This window comes from Acinetobacter sp. M5A5_2a (assembly GCF_053345265.1).
Map to the genome: position 1 here is coordinate 192,367 of NZ_JBKEZV010000002.1, position 17,893 is coordinate 210,259.

Below are 17,893 nucleotides of genomic sequence, written 5' to 3' on the forward strand. Positions count from 1 at the left end.
GGCTTTTTCGTTATAATAGTTTCAATTTTTATTTTGACCCATTACCTATGAAAGTTCGTACTCGTATTGCACCATCCCCTACTGGTTTTCCTCATGTCGGCACCGCCTACATCGCCTTATTTAACATGTGTTTTGCGAAACAACATGGCGGAGAATTTATTTTAAGGATTGAAGATACAGACCAACTTCGCTCTACACCAGAGTCTGAAAAAATGATTTTGGATTCATTGCGTTGGTTAGGTCTAAATTGGTCTGAAGGTCCAGATGTGGGAGGTCCTCATGCACCGTATCGCCAATCTGAACGTATGGGAATTTATAAGCAATACGCATTAGAACTTGTCGAAAAAGGTCATGCTTTTTATTGTTTTGCTACAGCTGAAGAACTAGACCAAATGCGTGCAGAACAACAAGCACGTGGTGAAACACCAAAATATGATGGTCGTGGGTTAAAACTTTCTCAAGAAGAAGTGACACGTCGCTTGGAAGCGGGCGAACCACATGTCATCCGTATGAAAGTACCTGAAGAAGGTATTTGTAAATTTAATGACTTATTACGCGGGGAAGTTGAAATTCCTTGGGCACAAGTCGACATGCAAGTTCTTCTTAAAAATGATGGATTACCAACTTATCATTTGGCCAATGTCGTTGATGACCATTTAATGGAAATCACTCATGTATTGCGTGGTGAAGAATGGCTTCCATCTGCACCGAAGCATCAGTTGCTTTACCAATATTTTGGCTGGGAAATGCCAACGCTCTGCCACATGCCATTATTGCGTAACCCAGATAAATCAAAATTATCTAAACGTAAAAACCCGACATCAATTAACTACTACCGCGATATCGGTGTATTACCAGAAGCGTTGTTAAACTATTTAGGCCGTATGGGTTGGTCAATGCCGGACGAAAAAGAAGTGTTTACGCTACAAGACATGATGGATAACTTTGATATTCAACGTGTATCACTCGGCGGTCCGATTTTTGATGTTGAAAAATTAAACTGGCTTAACGGTCAATGGATCAAAGGTTTAACCCCTGGCCAACTGTTAGACCGTTTATTAACTTGGAAGAGTGATCGAAGCACTTTAGAAGATATCGCTGCTGCTATTCAACCGCGTATTAATTTGCTTTCAGAAGCAGTGAATTGGGCTGGTTTCTATTTTAACCATATGCCACAAATCACAGCAGAAATGTTTGAAAGTAAAAAGTTGACACCTGAACAGGTTCGTCAAAGTTTACAATTTGCAATTTGGCGTCTTGAAGGCCAGTTCACTTGGAATAATGACACTGTGAGCCAAACCCTAATGGATCTTGCGAACCAGATGGACATTAAATTACGCGATTTCATGCCTGCGTTCTTTATCGCAATTGCGGGTTCAACCAGCTCGACCCCTGTAATGCAGTCGATGGTCACCCTTGGACCTGATTTAACTTTCGCTCGTTTACGTCGCGCTTTAGAAATTGTGGGTGGACCAAGCAAGAAAGAAGTTAAAAATTGGGAAAAACTCAATGAGAGCTTAAAATTGCCGAAAAATGAAGCAACTAGCGAAGTTTAATTCATTTTTTAGTTGACGTGTGAGTGCATTCAACCTAATATTGCGCTCACACAAACTGGGGTCATAGCTCAGTTGGTAGAGCGCTACAATGGCATTGTAGAGGTCAGCGGTTCGATCCCGCTTGACTCCACCACGCTCCTTTGTGTTTGCCTCATCAAGTCCCTATCGTCTAGAGGCCTAGGACATCGCCCTTTCACGGCGGTAACCGGGGTTCGAATCCCCGTAGGGACGCCATATTCTGCTTTATAAAATTATAAAAAGACTCTATCGTCACCTTACTGTTTATTCTTTATCTCTTTCTAGATTGCACATTTGTCTATTTTATCTAAAATAGCGTCTTTCTTAATTCTCTCAATGTGTAATATGCAGCCATCTGACAATCAACTAGATGCTCATCAGCATCAGAACAGTACTGCACCTTTAAAAAGAGCCATGAGTACTCGCCATCTTGTTATGCTATCACTAGGCGGGGCAATCGGAACTGGTTTATTTTTAGGTTCAGGGGAAGTCATTTCACAAACTGGAGCTATTGGCGCAATTGTTGCCTATATTCTTGGTGGCGCGATCGCTTATATGGTCATGCTTTGTCTAGGAGAGCTTGCTGTACACATGCCTGTTTCAGGCTCTTTTGGTGCCTATGCCAAAAAATATATTAGTCCTAGTACAGGCTATATGATTTCTTGGATGTACTGGCTGACCTGGACTGCAACGCTTGGAACTGAATTCACAGCCGCAGCATTACTCATGCAGGAATGGTTCCCACATATTTCAATGTGGATCTGGACAATTGTTTTTGCAATCACTATTTTTGGTTTAAATATTAGTTCAACTCGCATTTTTGCTGAGTCTGAGTTTTGGCTAGCTCTTATTAAAGTCATTACCGTTATTGCTTTTATTGTGCTCGGCCTATTAGCAATTTTTGGTTTAATTCCTTTTCATGGTAGCCAAACTGCACCGCTATTTAGCAATCTTACAGCTCAAGGCTGGTTCCCACACGGTTTAATTCCTATTTTTACCACCATGCTAATTGTTAACTTTGCTTTCTCAGGCACTGAATTAATTGGCGTAGCAGCAGGTGAAACCAAAGATCCGGCTCAGAATGTACCCAAAGCAATTAACGCTGCGATTTGGCGCCTTCTTATTTTCTTTGTCGGAACCATTATTGTTATTAGTGCTTTGCTTCCCTTCCAGCTTGCAGGTTTAGGCAGTGAAAGCGTAAGTAGTAGTCCTTTCGTTACCGTATTTAATTATATTGGCATTCCCTATGCAGATGACATTATTAGGTTTGTAATTATTACAGCCCTACTTTCGGCAGCAAACTCAGGCCTTTATGCCGCTTCACGTATGATGTGGTCACTGTCAGAACAAAAATTATTACCTAGCGTATTTGCTACGCTCTCAAAAAGTGGAACACCTATTGTTGCCTTAGTTGTAACAATGTTTGGAGCAATTCCAGGCTTGTTATCAGAGCAATTTGCCCCAGAGACTATTTTTAAAAATCTGCTTGGCGTTGCAGCATTTACTATGGTTATTGTCTGGATGAGCATTTGTTTAAGTCAATTTAATTTCCGTCGCCAATGGTACAAATCTGGCCATACAGTTAAAGACTTACAATATGCTGCTCCATTATTTCCTATCGTCCCAATTTTAGGTTTTATTTTCTGCTTTATTACGTGTTTAAGTATGGCAGCAGACCCTGAAATGCGTGCTGGTTTCGTAGGCTGCCTTATTTTTACAGCTTTATGTTATGTCAGCTATTTTATTTTTTACCGCAATAAAGTCTAAACCACTCTTATTCAATGAAAGTGTAGCAAAAAGCTACACTTTTTTTTGTCTGCATACTGGTTTTATATAACAGACCGTTGTAGATTAAAATTTATATTAAAAACAATTCCTTGTATAGAATGAAAATTATATTTATCCACGGGATGAATCAACAAAATTACACAGCACATCGCTTGAAAGAGCATTGGTTAAAAGTATTTAAGCTCGGTCTAAAACAGATGCCTTGCAAAGTTAACGTGCGCGATCTTCATATTCATATGCCATTTTATGGCGATCTGATGACTAAATATCAATTAAGCAATCAATTAAACCCTAATACTTTATTACCTAAGTCTTTTTTAAATAATTATTTACCCATTCACTTACATCGCAACAATCCTCCAGCTAAAGAACACACTCCATTTGTTCCTTTATTACTACCAGCAACTGACCCAGCTGAAAAAAGCTTTTCAGAACGACTTTATCTCACCTCTCAGCTCGTAAAGGATCGAGTACTCAAAGAATTGGTTGTTCTTTTAAACAACTTTCCAAAATTGCATGAGAGCTTAATACAGCAGTTTCTGATTGAAACTTATATGTACTTATCTAATCCTGAATTTATGCAGGAAGTGAATGAGCGGATTTTACAAAAAATGCGAGAAGATGATGATTATATCGTCGTTGCACACTCTCTCGGCTCAGTTATTGCTTTTAATCTACTTTCAAACCCTTCATATCGGTTTTCGATTAAACGATTTATAACATTAGCGTCTCCTTTATCTTTTCGCGTCATTCAAAGTAAGCTCCCGAGTCCAATTTCTAGGCCACCCCATATTGACGGTGAATGGTTTAATTTTTATTCCCAAGATGATTTTCTGACTGCATTTCCATTATGTGAGGCTCCTTTTAACTTTGATCCACCCATTATTAATCAGAAAATTTTTACCTTCGCCAACCAGCCACATGAGATTTTAGGATATTTACAACATCCCTCCGTGATAAAGGCAATTATTGAACCTTTTCAGAAAAAAGAGGGCTAAATGTATATATTTTCTACAATTTGAGTTATTTTTAAGCGCTTGATAGCTTTTTTTAATATTTATTCAGAAAACTATTTGACACTTTTATTAAATCGACCTAATATACGCCCACCTCTGAAACGTCCCTATCGTCTAGAGGCCTAGGACATCGCCCTTTCACGGCGGTAACCGGGGTTCGAATCCCCGTAGGGACGCCAGTAATTTTTTCAGATGTATGCCTCACATATGTCCCTATCGTCTAGAGGCCTAGGACATCGCCCTTTCACGGCGGTAACCGGGGTTCGAATCCCCGTAGGGACGCCAAATTCTAAAAAGCCACTGCATAATGTCAGTGGCTTTTTTCTTGCCTAAAAAAATAAAAAGCCAATCAATGATTAGCTTTTCATATGCTCCATTAGCTCGCAATACCCACTTGTACTTCAAGGCGACCCGATTGTACCCGTAGTCCTCTAATTTCAAATTGATCTACCAATTGCTGGACCAACTCTCGACTTTCTCTCAAAATATTCAAGCCAGGTAAAATACTGAAATCAGTCAAACTCAGAAGCTTTTCTACCATCCATGAACGGTTATTAATAAAGTCAATAAATCCGGCTTGCTCTAGGTCAATAAACCACATACGGTGACCATCGCGCTGGATACCAGGAATATCACCAATCAAATGATTAATGAGTGATGGAATCGGTAACATATTCACGACTTCAAAACCAACTCGACCAATACGGCGCACAGCCCAGTTTGACAGGGTTCCCCCATGGCGAATCTGGACATCGAGGCTCTCATCCATTTGACGTAGGCGCAAAAATTTTTCCTGCCCAATACGACATTCCAATACTTTAAAATCTAAACTTAAACGATACATGAAACGATGGTAATGCCCATCGATCTCGACTTGGAAACTATCATTGCCACACTTGATTTTAATATCATCAATTTCAGAACGATCTATGCGCTTACGAATTTGATTGTTTAATAGCATTTCCGGTAAATACAGCGTTAAGGTGCTCTTCCCCAAAAATGTACGTGCCATGATCAACGCGACTTGACGTGCAGTTTCACTGGTTTCAGACACCATATCTCTCACAGTGCCTGCCGCCAGATTTGTCATTCCGACAACTCCACGTCTGGTGTGAGTGGTCACTTGGTCGAGCGCATCTAATGCAGCATCCGCGACCCCTGCAATATTACGTGTCGTATCACTAGCGAACCCGACCGCGTCTTGGGCATGTTGCAATGTCTTATACAGTAATCGACGAGATAATGACTGTTTTGCGGTATCTGGGTTATCTACAGCCGATGCTGTTGTTGTAGGCTTCGACTCATTGTCATCTTGTTGACCCAAGTCTCTCTCTCCTTTTTATATTTATTTCACATCCTATTTATGAGTATTTAAGCTCATTTATAGTGCTAATCACACTTCATTTTTCTGTAGATTAGCATGCTCTACAATATTATTTTAATTTTTATGTGTACGCATAAATCATCTGCTTTTTGTATTTCCTTGTTTATTCAAAATTAATTTTTTGCTAGCTCAAAGCACTTCATCGATATCCTACAAATTTTTTTCTTTTTCGACATTTCCGTTAGAATAGATTCAAACTGAATGTGGAGTTCCTATGCAATACCGTTGCCCTCAATGTCAAAGTGTTAAAATTATGCCTGTAAGCCAAGGCATTAACAGCGCAAAACCAGCAGTTCCTAAAAGCCTTGCTATCTTAATTCCTGCAATTTTTATGCTTTTACTCTTGGTTATTATTAGCATTTTTATGTGGATTTTTGGCAATGGTGCAAGCAGCTCTCTTCAAATTGCAACAGTAGTTGTTTTTGTTGTGACTGTAGGGGCAGGTTTTATGTTCTGGCGTGACTTACCAGACTTTAAACTGTCTATGCAAGCATTTATGCAATCACAAAAACATTGGAAATGCCGTGACTGCAATAACGAGTGGGAAATCTAATCAATTATTCACATCAGTTTAATGCTGATGTGAATGTGCTTCGTCAGCATGTTCATGGGGAGCATGCTGGGCAGTGTGCTGACAGTTAATCTCCTCGTCATCTTCAATTTGCAAAGTAACCTCTGCAATCCCATGTTCATGAGATAGCATTTCAACTGCTTCATTATAAAGCCTTGTACGCTCTGCTTCTGGCGCAAACAAGTGCACCGTTAAATGAATATTTTTAGACGTAATGGCCCATACTTTAAGTTGATGAATACTTTCAACGCCATTTAAAGAAAGCAGATCTGTACGTAATTTCTCAATATCCACTTCTTCTGGCACACCTTCGAGCAAAATATTAATGCTCTGTTTAAGCAAAATCCATGTTCTTGGTAATACCCAAAAGCCGATGAGTACGGCAATAAGCGTGTCAATCCAGTACCAGTTGGTGAAATAAATCGTTATTGCCGCGATGATCACTCCTACCGAACCCAATGCATCGCTTAAGACCTCTAGATAAGCACCTTTAACATTTAGACTAGAGTTAGCGCCCGACATTAAAATTTTCATTGAAATGAGGTTAATTACTAAGCCAACCGTTGCCACAATAAGCATACCCACGCTTTGGATTTCAGGTGGCTTAGAGAACCGGATATAGGCCTCATATAAAATATAAACTGCCACCACAAAGAGCATGAGCGCATTAAATAAAGCTGCCAAAATTTCAAAGCGCTGATAGCCAAAAGTACGCTTATTATCGGCGGGACGTTTTGAAATTTGAATGGCAACCAAAGCAATTGCCAAAGCAGCTGCATCTGTAAACATATGTGCAGCGTCAGAGAGCAATGCCAAACTTTGCGTGATTAAACCTGCAATGACTTCAACAATTAAAAACGTTGTAGTAAGAGCTAAGGCAATTGTTAATTTTTTAGCATTACCTTCAGTCACTACGGCATGACTATGATCATGTTGTCCACCCATGTTGCGGACTCCTTATTATTTATCTTTATGGTGAGGTAAAAGTAACAATGAATGCATCATTATTTTTACCTCTTTCAAACACTTTTTTGACTTAGATTCTGTAATCAAAAAAGATATCTCAAATCGATGACATTATGAATGCTCAGCGCTTTTCGCTTTGCTTTCATTCATCCATCGATAAATTACTGGTAATAAAACCAGAGTTAATATCGTAGATGAAATAATGCCACCAATAACAACCGTTGCCAAAGGTCGTTGCACTTCTGCACCGGTTCCTGTTGCCAAAGCCATTGGAATAAAACCAAGCGAAGCAACACAAGCCGTCATCAGAACAGGTCTTAAGCGTAAGATCGCCCCATTCCAAGTTGCAGTTTGAATATCAAAGTTTTCTCTAAGCTCTTTAATAAAACTCAGCATCACCAGACCATTCAAAACAGCAACACCCGATAAGGCAATAAACCCGACACCCGCCGACATCGAAAGCGGAATATCCCTCAACCAAAGCGCGATAATTCCACCCGACAAAGCAAACGGAACGCCGCTAAACACCAACAGACTTTCTTTAATGTTATGGAATACAGCCATGAGTAAAATGAAAATCATAGCAAGCGCCAATGGAACAACAATTTTCATTCGTGCAGCAGCTGAGGCTAGATTTTCAAACTGACCTCCATATTCCAACCAATACCCTGCTGGTAGTTGTTCTTTTGCGAGCGTTGTTCTTAGCTCTTGAACAAATGATCCTAAATCACGACCTTCTACGTTAGTGGTAATAATGACACGGCGCTTACCATTTTCACGTCCTACCTGATTTAAGCCTGAGGTACGTTCAACTTTAGCGACATCTTGAAGCTGGATTAGACCACCATTTGGTAATTGAATCGGAAGTTGGGCTAAGTTTTGAATGGTACGTTGCTGATCTTCTAAGCGAATTTCAAAATCGAATCGTCTATCACCTTGTAAAATCTGCCCTACATTTTGTCCACCGACACTTGCTGCCACAATATCTTGAATGGCTTTGGCAGATAATCCATATTGCGCGGCCAAAGGACGATTAATTTCGATACTTAGCACAGGCAAACCGCTCGTTTGTTCTACCTTAACCGCTGTAGCACCAGAAATCGTCTGTATTTTTTGAGCAAATGTCTGAGCCTGCTCATTAAGCACTTGCATATCATCGCCAAAAATCTTGACGCCAATATCGCTACGAATGCCTGAAATCAGCTCATTAAAACGCAGCTCAATCGGTTGAGAGAACTCGCTGTTATTGCCCGGTAATGTCGCCAAGAAAGCCTGCATACGCGAACGTAGTTCATCTAGCGTTTCTTTAGAGTTTGGCCATTGATCATGAGGTTTAAGTAAAATGACTGCATCAGAGATATTAGGTGGCATCACGTCAGTTGCAACCTCAGCTGTCCCTGTTCGCGCAAAAACAGCTTTTACCTCTGGAAAGTTTTTCAAAATGAGCTTTTCGGTATTTTCTTGCATTCGCAGAGACTGCTCAAGTCCAGTGCTAGGTGAACGCATTTGCTGTAAGGCGAAGTCACCTTCACTTAACTGGGGAGCAAATTCACTGCCCATTTGGGTTGCTAACACACCTGTGAGCACTAAAATACTTAATGCAAAACTAAGAACAACAATCTTAAGTTGATAAGCCTGATCGAGAATATCTCGATATTTCTGCTTTAAAAGCAGCATCCAACTTGTTTCTTTTTCTTTCACTTCACCCGCAACAAAAAGAGCAACTGCCGCAGGTACAAATGTCACAGAAAGAATCATGGCACCCAATAACGCCATAACCACAGTCATTGCCATTGGATGGAACATTTTGGCTTCAACGCCAGATAAAGCAAAAATAGGTAAATAGACCACTAAAATAATCATTTGCCCAAAAATAAGCGGTCGACGGGCCTGTTTTGCTGCGAGAAAAACTTCTTTGAATCGCTCAGTGCGTGTAAGTGGTCGATGTAAAGCATGCTGTGCTTCTGCTAGACGTCGAATACAGTTCTCTACAATAACAACTGCACCATCTACAATAATCCCGAAATCAAGCGCTCCTAGGCTCATCAGGTTGGCACTAATGTTTTGTTCAGCCATACCTGTCAGGGTAAATAGCATCGAAAGTGGGATAACACAGGCAGTAATTAAAGCTGCTCGGAAATTTCCCAAGAAAATAAACAAAATCACAATAACCAGAATCGCCCCTTCTACAAGGTTCTTCTGTACTGTTGCAATTGCTTTGTTTACCAAACTCGTCCGGTCATAAACCGTTTCGATTTCTACACCTTTAGGTAGGGTAGATTGGATTTCCTTAATTTTGGCATCAACCGCCTGAGCAACGGTACGGCTGTTTTCTCCCATCATCATCATGGCTATGCCAAGAACAGTTTCTTCACCATTGTAAGTTGCAGCCCCTGTTCTTAAATCATGCCCAATAGAGACATTCGCCACATCTGCCACACGAATTGGTAAACCATTTTTAGTGCTTACAGTAATGTTTTGAATATCCTCAACACTACTTAACATGCCCGGAACACGAACAGTGAGCTGCTCTCCGTTTTCTTCAATAAAACCTGCACCGCGATTTTCATTGTTTTCTTGCAGAGCAGTCTGAAATTCATTAATTGAAATCTGGAGCTGCTGCAAACGTTTTAAATCAGGCGACACGATATAAGTTTTATTGTAGCCACCAATACTGTTAATTTCGGCTACGCCTTTCACACGCTGCAATTGAGGACGTACAATCCAGTCCTGAATTTCGCGTAAATCCATCGCTGTATAGGCTGTACCATCAGCTTTTTTAGCACCAGATTTTGCTTTTACGACCCATTGGTAAATTTCACCTAATCCCGTTGAAACAGGAGACATAAGTGGATCAACTGATTCGGGTAGTTGTCCATCCGCCTCTTGTAAACGCTGGTTAATCAGTTGTCTTGCCCAATAAATATCTGTTCCATCTTTAAAAATGATGGTGACTTGGGAAAGTCCATAACGGGAAATAGAGCGAGTCTGTTCCAGATTAGGAATTCCGGCCATCGCATTTTCAATAGGATAGGTAATCCGCTGTTCGACCTCTAAAGCCGTATATCCATTTGCTTGAGTATTAATCTGGACCTGAGCATTGGTAATGTCTGGAACCGCATCAATAGGAAGCTTCTGATAACTCCAGATTCCGACTCCAATCCACGTCAGCACAAATAGCATGACCCAAATAGCATTTTGAATGGCAAACTGAATAATTCGGTCAAATAACCCTTCGGGTTTGGGCAGTTCAGGTTTATTAATGTCCATGCTCTGCCTCTCCTTTTTCCAGTTCGGATTTCAGCAAGAAGCTGCCTTCTGCAACATAGCGCTGGCTTGGATTAATACCTTTTACAACTTCGACCCACTGACCATCTTTAGAACGTTGCCCCAACTGTACCGTGACAGGTTCAAACTCAAAGCCTGTTTTGACCATTTTTGGAGTAAAGATAACGTCTTTACCTTCAACTTGCTGGATCGCTTGAACTTTTACACGTGTTACTTTTTGCGTTGAACCTGAATTTAGCTCAACGTTAACCATTAGGTTTGGACGTAATTCACTATTATTTGCTAAAACCTTAGCACGGACTTGTAAACGCCCTGTTTGAGCATCAGCCTCTGTTGTTAAGCTTTGAACCTGTGCAGTAAATACATTCCCAGTTTGCAAAGATTTAAATTCAATTTGCTGATTTGGCTGCACATTCATATTTGCAGTACTTGGTAAAATAAATTCCAGCCACAACTGATCAAGTTGATTAATAATAAAAAGCTGATCTGCAAGCTGTACGTTTTCACCCACCACAATATCTTTGTTACTCACCGTGCCAGCAATTGGCGCTGTTAAGGTGTAGCGTCCTCCTGAACCGGAACCTGCGCCGAATGCACTTAAGCGTGAGCGAGCTGCTTTAACCTGAATTTGGGCTTGCTGGTAAGCGTTATAAGCTCTTTGATAATCTTGTTTAGCAGAAATTCCCTGAGACCATAAGCTACGTTCACGTTCATAGTCCTGACGCGTTAAATCAAGATTAGACTGTGCAATTTGCAAATTAGCTTGTTGATCGACTAGATCTGGAACCAATAAGCTTGCGAGAGCCTGACCCTTTTTAACTTGTTGTCCCAATTCAACATAGACCGCTTCGACACGACCACTAAAACTTGGTGAGACATGGGCTTGACGGTCAGTATTTACAACCAGTTTGGCTGGATATGTTTGAAGCTGAGCAACTTCACCTAATTCAGCCTGTTCAATTTTTAAATTTTGTTCCTGCATTTGTTGAGCAGTGAGCATCAATGGTTTTTCACCCTCGTCATGATGTCCTTCACCCTCTTCTTCAGCATGCTCATGCTCTTCTGAGGCTTCAGAAGAGGCAGGTTTATTTTTTGAATTTAAAACCAGTAAACCAATTAATATTGCAGTGATTGCTGCAATCACTCCCACCCAAAGCCATTGAGAATTTTTCTTTAAATTTGCCGACATTTTTATTCTCCTGCCTGAGTTGGGAATGTTTGACTTTGTTGCCAAGCACGTTGATTGAGTTGCATTAAGGCATCTTTCGCCATGATTTGTTCTGGTTCTAACCCGAGACGCAAACTTTGAATTTCAATTGAGTTTTGCCAAGCCTGTTTTAATAGCTCAACTTTACGTAAGCGCACGTCTTGCAATTGCATGGTAGCTTGCTGAACATCGGTAACTGCGAATTTACCCAGACGGAAACCTTGTAATGTTTTTTGTTGGACTTGAGCCGCAAGAGGAACTTGCTGATCATTGAGTTGTTTAAACTGGATGCGTAAACCTTTCAATTCAGACATTAAAGTCTCAATATCTGCTTGATTCTGCTGTCGATAAAAGCTTTGTTGGCGTTGAGACAGCTCTTGCTTGGCTTGAGCGATCTTGACTCCATACTGTTGGCGATTAAAAAGATTTAAAGGAATTTCTACGCCTAAACGAATTTGGTTATCTGTACTTTGCTCTGGAGAGCGAGTGTTATTAACACCCAAAGTTACGGTAGGTTGTGGTCTTGCTTTTGCTTTAAGCTGTTGAATATTGGCTTGCTGTGCAAGAGAATCTAACTGGAAAGAGCGCTCCAATAAATTATTTTGTGAATCTTGGCTTGGTTCTACATTTGCTGCCAGCGCCCATAATTGGTTTGGACTTTGGAATAGCTGAAACTGACTTGAACCACCACCCCATAAATTCACTAGTTGCTGTTTCGCAACTTGGAGTTTTAAATCGACTTGTTGATATAAACGCTGATTTTCCAAGTGAGACATACGCACTCGGTCTACATCAACTTGAGCAATACTGCCTGCCTGATAACGTTTTTCCGATGCTAGTAAATTCTCTTGGCTCACTTCGAGCTGCTCGCCAATGAGAGACTTTTCAAGCTCAAGCAAAGCCACTTGCGACCAAAAATATTTAACGATTAATCCAAGTTCAGCTTGATAACGCTGCTCAGCCAAATCAATTTTTGATATTTCCACTTTTGCTAAGTTTTGCGCAGCCTTACGTTGTCCAAAAAGATCTAAAGGCTGAGAAATACCTATCGCAAGTTCTTTTTCTTGATCACTCTGGAAACCTGTTTGCTCAATGGAAAGACTTGGGTTGGCCCATAAACGACTTTGCTTTAAATTAGCCTCAGCCATTTGCTGCTGTGCTTGCCAAACACCTTGCTGACTTTGATATTTTTGTACCTGCTCTAAGGCTTGGTCAAAAGTAAACGCTGCTTTTTGAATATAACGTTCTTGTTGAATCTCAGACTGAGCCATCGTTACTTGTGCAGCCAATAGCATGGCAACAGATAGACTTGAGATGGTTAAAACTTTTTTTAACGTTATCTTAACGTTACTCTCTAAGTGATAAGTAGAACTCACTCGATTTGAAAAAATAGAAGACATGTTTTTGCCCCGCAATAAATAAGAGATGCGGTGGGCTTATTTTGGCTACCCCACCTATAGCGGGGTCAAAACAGGAGGAGGTTTTAAAGCAGTAAGATGGGGTGACTGGTAAGAATTAGACCAGTGATAAATTTGTGAGAGTTCCTGCACATGGACTACAGGTGCTTCAGCTTGTTTTGCAACTTCAGTCATCACAACATGAAAACATGAAGGCAAATGATCATGGTGATCTTGCAAATTTAAAGGAGCTTTATGAGAGGTGTTTCCGGCATCGTTCTGTTCATTATGAGCTTGATGTGAAGATTGATATACATTCAAAGCCGCATGATGCCCGAAATGATGCAATGCTTTTTCCTGATTTTCATGCGCGCAAAATGCCGCTGCCACATTCCATAAACTCTGGAATATGAGCAAACTAAACAAGACGGACATAAAAATTGCGGAACGTGGCAAAAGCGCACCATTAAACTAAAAAGTTGAACAAAGCCACTATAACAGGCACTAGGCATGTAATAAAATTACAAAACCTCGAATCACGAATCCCCATCTTTTAATTTAGAACTTATCTCACGTTAGACGAGACAAAAATAACTTATTATTGAGTAATCATTATGTACAAGCTTTTTTCTGCATCTATATTAACAATTTGCCTTGGCTTAACTGGCTGTGCAACGTCAATGCTATCATCAGCCTTACCCGATGAAACAACCCAAGTTCAGACGAATACCTTAAAAACAGATCAAATTATTGCCCTAGGACAGGCAGTTAAAAATCAGCAGGAACAAGGATTAGTATTTATAGGTCAAGACTATAATTATTTAATGACTGATGGTAGCGCAGAGTTTCTAAAAATTATTAAAACCATTCCAGCCACCGAAAGAACGCTTAATATCCCCTCTCCACTTGTACTCACCATGGATGATCCAAATCATTTTCACGGAGTAATACAGGTTCGCTATAATACACGCATGGGAAATCTAAATGAAAAACAAAAAGATATGTTAAAGGATTTGGGTTTTAAACAGAATTTTGCCATGCTCCAAGCTCAAGAGAATACCCCATATCCCTATATTAATATTCTTTTCAAAGGGCAACTTTATGAAGCTAAAAGCCTAAAAGATATTCAACAAAAACTAGTAACCCCATACGTGGTTGAATTACAGGAAAAAATTGAAACAACTAAGAAACATCCATTCAAGCGTGCTACCCGCAAGGTTTTGTACCCTTTAGCAATGACCTTTGATGTAATTGTCTTTGCACCCTCTTTAATATGGGCAGATTTACATGGTGACTTTAATAAATAAAGTACTGAGATTCCTAAAACAAAAAAACCAGCCCTTAGGCTGGTTTTTTAAATTAACAGAGATTAACCGCTAATTTTTTTGTATTTCGTACGTTTTTGAGCAGCGTCATCACCTAAACGTGACTGGCGATATGCTTCGTATTCAGCATAGTTACCTGCGTAGAATTCCGGCTGTTCATTTTCAAATGACAAGATATGTGTCGCGATACGGTCAAGGAACCAACGGTCATGCGATACCACCATTACCGTACCTGGGAATACAAGAATTGCATCCTCAAGCGCACGTAAAGTTTCAATATCCAAGTCGTTTGATGGTTCATCCAGTAAGATAACGTTTGCACCTAACTGTAAGATCTTCGCAAGTTGTAAACGGTTACGCTCACCACCAGACAATTCGCCTACACGTTTTTGCTGATCTTGACCTTTAAAGTTAAAACGGCCGATATAAGCACGTGATGCGATTTCGTAATCACCGATTTTTAAGATATCTAAACCGCCAGAAACTTCTTCCCAAACAGTTTTATTATTATCTAGAGTGTCACGGATCTGACCAACATAAGCAACTTTAACCGACTCACCTAGAGTCACAGTACCTGTATCAGGTTGCTGTTCGCCAGTCATCATACGGAATAAAGTCGTTTTACCTGCACCGTTTGGACCAACGATACCAACAATCGCTGTTGGAGGTACGGTAAACGTTAAGTTTTCGTACAACAAGCGACCGTCAAATGACTTACTGATACCTTCCACTTCCACAACTTTGTTACCCAAACGTGGACCAGGTGGAATATAGATTTCAGACGTTTCATTACGTTGCTGGAATTCTTTAGAGTTAAGCTCTTCAAAACGTTCCATACGCGCTTTGTTTTTCTTCTGCTGACCTTTAGCATTTGAACGAACCCATTCAAGTTCTTTTTTCAATGCTTTAGCAAAAGATTCTTCTTGTTTATTTTCCTGCTCTAAACGAGCATTCTTTTGTTCTAACCAAGAAGAATAGTTCCCTTGATAAGGAATACCCATACCACGGTCAAGTTCAAGAATCCACTCAGCCACGTTATCCAAGAAATAACGGTCATGCGTAATCGCAACGATAGTGCCAGGGAAATCTTTCAAGAAACGTTCTAACCAAGTTACAGATTCTGCATCCAAATGGTTCGTCGGTTCGTCCAGAAGTAACATATCTGGTTTCGAGAGCAATAAACGGCAAAGTGCAACACGACGGCGCTCACCACCTGAAAGTAATGATACGTCTGCATCCCAAGCTGGAAGATTCAAAGCATCCGCAGCAATTTCAAGCTGGTTGTTTAGGTTATGTGCATCCCAAGCATGGATAATTGATTCTAATTTTTCCTGCTCTTTTGCAAGCGCATCAAAATCTGCATCTGGATCTGCATATTCTGCAAAAACCTGATCAAGACGTTCTAATGCATCTAAAGCTTCACGCACGCCATCTTCAACGTTACCACGAACGTCTTTAGTTGGATCTAGCGGTGGTTCTTGCTCTAAATAGCCGATTTTAATTCCAGGTTGTGCACGAGCCTCACCAGAGAAATCTTTATCTACGCCAGCCATAATACGAAGCAAGGTAGATTTACCTGCACCGTTCAAACCGAGCACACCAATTTTGGCACCCGGGAAAAATGATAAAGAGATGTCTTTTAAGATTTCGCGCTTTGGCGGAACCATCTTAGACACTCGGTTCATCGTATAAATATATTGGGCCACGCAGGACTCCTCAATTGAAAAACCAGTACATCGCAATAAGCGATAAATAATCGCGCGTATTATACGCTGAAAACCTCTTTGACTTGAAGTTATGATTTCCATCGTACGGATTTATCAAACAATTTTCTTTTTCAATAAGTTGCAAAATGTTTATGTATAAGATTTATACAAGGTTTCAGCGTATATTTTTCTATCTTTATTCCTAAAATTAGAAAACAAACCAGAATTTCTGCAATTTTCAAGATGAATTTTAGGCTAGACTCGCTCAATATTTAACTCACGAAGATGAAGTAATCATGACTTATAAAGATGAAACATTAGCCATTCATGCAGGCTATTCACCAGAGGCGACCACAAAAGCTGTTGCAGTCCCTATTTATCAAACTACTTCTTATGCATTTGATAATACACAACACGGTGCCGATCTTTTCGATTTAAAGGTTCAAGGTAATATTTATACCCGTATTATGAACCCAACGACCGCTGTGCTTGAACAGCGCCTAGCTGCTCTAGAAGGTGGTATTGGAGCTTTAGCATTAGCATCTGGTATGGCTGCAATTACCTATGCTATTCAAACGATTACCGAAGCGGGAGACAACATCGCCTCGGTCTCAACATTGTATGGTGGAACATATAACTTATTTGCCCACACCTTACCGAAACAAGGAATTGAAGTCCGATTTTTTGATTACCAACAACCTGAAAGCTTACGTAACTTAATTGATGATAAAACCAAGCTTGTTTTTGTTGAGTCGATTGGCAACCCACTCGGAAATATTATTGATCTAGAGGCCATTGCTAAAATTGCTCATGAATATGGTGTTCCAGTCGTTGTAGACAATACCGTTGCCACCCCTGCTTTATTAAAACCTTTTGAATATGGCGCTGATATCGTCATTCATTCTCTTACAAAATATATAGGTGGTCATGGCAATAGCATCGGCGGTGCGATTGTAGATAGCGGTAAATTCCCTTGGGGTAAATATCCAGAACGCTTTAAAGTTTTGAACACACCAGACCCGAGTTATCACGGGGTTAATTATGTCGAAGCATTAGGTGAAGCAGCTTATATTGCACGAGCTCGCGTAGTCCCATTACGTAATACAGGCGCGGCAATTAGCCCTCTCAGTGTGTTCTTGATTTTACAAGGCTTAGAAACATTGAACCTTCGGATGGAACGCCATACTGAAAATGCTCAAAAAATTGCGGAATATTTGCAAAATCATCCAAAAGTAAAATGGGTGAATTATGCAGGCCTCAAAGATCACCCACAGCACCAACTGGCTCAAAAATATGTAAAAGGCAAGCCTTCTGCAATTTTGTCTTTTGGCGTGCAAGATGGTCTCGAAGGCGGTACTCGCTTCATCGATGCACTACAACTGTTTACTCGTCTCGTAAATATTGGCGATGCAAAAAGTTTAGCTTGCCACCCTGCAACGACAACTCATCGCCAGCTCAACGAACAAGAACTTAAAGCTGCGGGCGTAAGTGAAGATATGGTCCGTCTTTCAATTGGTATTGAGCATATCGATGACTTAATCGCCGATTTAGATCAAGCCCTTTCAGCTGTATAACTTTTAAACTATCTAACAAGCCTCTGGAAACAGAGGCTTTTTTATTTTCTGCTCATGACAGGACTAAAAATAATTAATGGATTAAGATACTATTTTA

13 protein-coding genes and 4 tRNA genes are annotated in these 17,893 nt (G+C 40.3%); 10 read left to right on the plus strand and 7 right to left on the minus strand.

Annotated features, from left to right (window positions below):
• The first annotated feature begins 47 nt into the window (after window positions 1-47).
• The 7 genes from gltX (at window position 48) to ACLBWE_RS03285 (ending at window position 4,663) form a co-directional block, all read left to right on the plus strand.
• Window positions 48-1,556, plus strand: a complete 1,509-nt coding sequence (gltX, locus tag ACLBWE_RS03255; RefSeq protein WP_447601152.1) for a glutamate--tRNA ligase — start codon at window positions 48-50, stop codon at window positions 1,554-1,556.
• A 57-nt stretch (window positions 1,557-1,613) separates the two neighbouring features.
• Window positions 1,614-1,689, plus strand: a tRNA-Ala gene (locus ACLBWE_RS03260).
• A gap of 25 nt (window positions 1,690-1,714) precedes the next feature.
• Window positions 1,715-1,790, plus strand: a tRNA-Glu gene (locus ACLBWE_RS03265).
• 129 nt (window positions 1,791-1,919) lie between these two features.
• Window positions 1,920-3,341 carry an amino acid permease gene (locus ACLBWE_RS03270; protein ID WP_447601154.1) on the plus strand — a complete coding sequence of 474 codons (1,422 nt, stop codon included), beginning with the start codon at window positions 1,920-1,922 and terminating at the stop codon, window positions 3,339-3,341.
• Window positions 3,342-3,460: 119 nt separating this feature from the next.
• Window positions 3,461-4,360 (plus strand): hypothetical protein, encoded by a 900-nt coding sequence (locus ACLBWE_RS03275; protein ID WP_080758469.1) that lies wholly within the window; start codon window positions 3,461-3,463, stop codon window positions 4,358-4,360.
• A gap of 121 nt (window positions 4,361-4,481) precedes the next feature.
• Window positions 4,482-4,557 (plus strand) — tRNA-Glu (locus tag ACLBWE_RS03280).
• Between the two features lie 30 nt (window positions 4,558-4,587).
• Window positions 4,588-4,663, plus strand: a tRNA-Glu gene (locus ACLBWE_RS03285).
• Between the two features lie 91 nt (window positions 4,664-4,754).
• On the opposite strand, the gene ACLBWE_RS03290 is transcribed toward ACLBWE_RS03285, so the two are convergent.
• Window positions 4,755-5,702 carry a hypothetical protein gene (locus ACLBWE_RS03290; RefSeq protein WP_447601157.1) on the minus strand — a complete coding sequence of 316 codons (948 nt, stop codon included), beginning with the start codon at window positions 5,700-5,702 and terminating at the stop codon, window positions 4,755-4,757.
• Window positions 5,703-5,976: 274 nt separating this feature from the next.
• Between ACLBWE_RS03290 and ACLBWE_RS03295 the strand changes: the two genes are divergently transcribed.
• Entirely contained in the window at window positions 5,977-6,315 is a 339-nt protein-coding gene (locus ACLBWE_RS03295; RefSeq protein WP_003653848.1) for a membrane protein, read from the plus strand.
• Window positions 6,316-6,333: 18 nt separating this feature from the next.
• On the opposite strand, the gene ACLBWE_RS03300 is transcribed toward ACLBWE_RS03295, so the two are convergent.
• The 5 genes from ACLBWE_RS03300 to ACLBWE_RS03320 all read right to left on the minus strand — a co-directional run bounded on the left by ACLBWE_RS03300 (window position 6,334) and on the right by ACLBWE_RS03320 (window position 13,647).
• Complete coding sequence (locus tag ACLBWE_RS03300) at window positions 6,334-7,278, minus strand: cation diffusion facilitator family transporter (RefSeq protein WP_017390939.1); 945 nt, start codon at window positions 7,276-7,278, stop codon at window positions 6,334-6,336.
• A gap of 132 nt (window positions 7,279-7,410) precedes the next feature.
• A complete protein-coding gene (locus ACLBWE_RS03305; RefSeq protein ID WP_447601160.1) occupies window positions 7,411-10,569 on the minus strand; it encodes an efflux RND transporter permease subunit in 3,159 nt (1,052 codons plus the stop codon).
• Window positions 10,559-11,776: an efflux RND transporter periplasmic adaptor subunit gene (locus tag ACLBWE_RS03310; protein WP_447601162.1), complete on the minus strand. Its 1,218-nt coding sequence runs from the start codon at window positions 11,774-11,776 to the stop codon at window positions 10,559-10,561. The genes ACLBWE_RS03305 and ACLBWE_RS03310 overlap by 11 nt, the downstream gene beginning before the upstream one ends.
• 2 nt (window positions 11,777-11,778) lie before the next feature.
• Window positions 11,779-13,194: a TolC family protein gene (locus ACLBWE_RS03315; RefSeq protein ID WP_447601164.1), complete on the minus strand. Its 1,416-nt coding sequence runs from the start codon at window positions 13,192-13,194 to the stop codon at window positions 11,779-11,781.
• A gap of 54 nt (window positions 13,195-13,248) precedes the next feature.
• Window positions 13,249-13,647 carry a cation efflux protein, CzcI-like gene (locus ACLBWE_RS03320; protein ID WP_212772031.1) on the minus strand — a complete coding sequence of 133 codons (399 nt, stop codon included), beginning with the start codon at window positions 13,645-13,647 and terminating at the stop codon, window positions 13,249-13,251.
• Window positions 13,648-13,805: 158 nt separating this feature from the next.
• Between ACLBWE_RS03320 and ACLBWE_RS03325 the strand changes: the two genes are divergently transcribed.
• Complete coding sequence (locus ACLBWE_RS03325; protein WP_017388592.1) at window positions 13,806-14,498, plus strand: hypothetical protein; 693 nt, start codon at window positions 13,806-13,808, stop codon at window positions 14,496-14,498.
• Window positions 14,499-14,560: 62 nt separating this feature from the next.
• On the opposite strand, the gene ettA is transcribed toward ACLBWE_RS03325, so the two are convergent.
• Window positions 14,561-16,222, minus strand: a complete 1,662-nt coding sequence (gene ettA / locus ACLBWE_RS03330) for an energy-dependent translational throttle protein EttA (protein ID WP_003653862.1) — start codon at window positions 16,220-16,222, stop codon at window positions 14,561-14,563.
• Between the two features lie 296 nt (window positions 16,223-16,518).
• On the opposite strand from ettA, the gene ACLBWE_RS03335 reads away from it, so the two are divergent.
• Window positions 16,519-17,796, plus strand: coding sequence for an O-acetylhomoserine aminocarboxypropyltransferase/cysteine synthase family protein (locus ACLBWE_RS03335; RefSeq protein WP_447601167.1), 1,278 nt, complete (start codon window positions 16,519-16,521; stop codon window positions 17,794-17,796).
• Window positions 17,797-17,893: the final 97 nt, after the last annotated feature.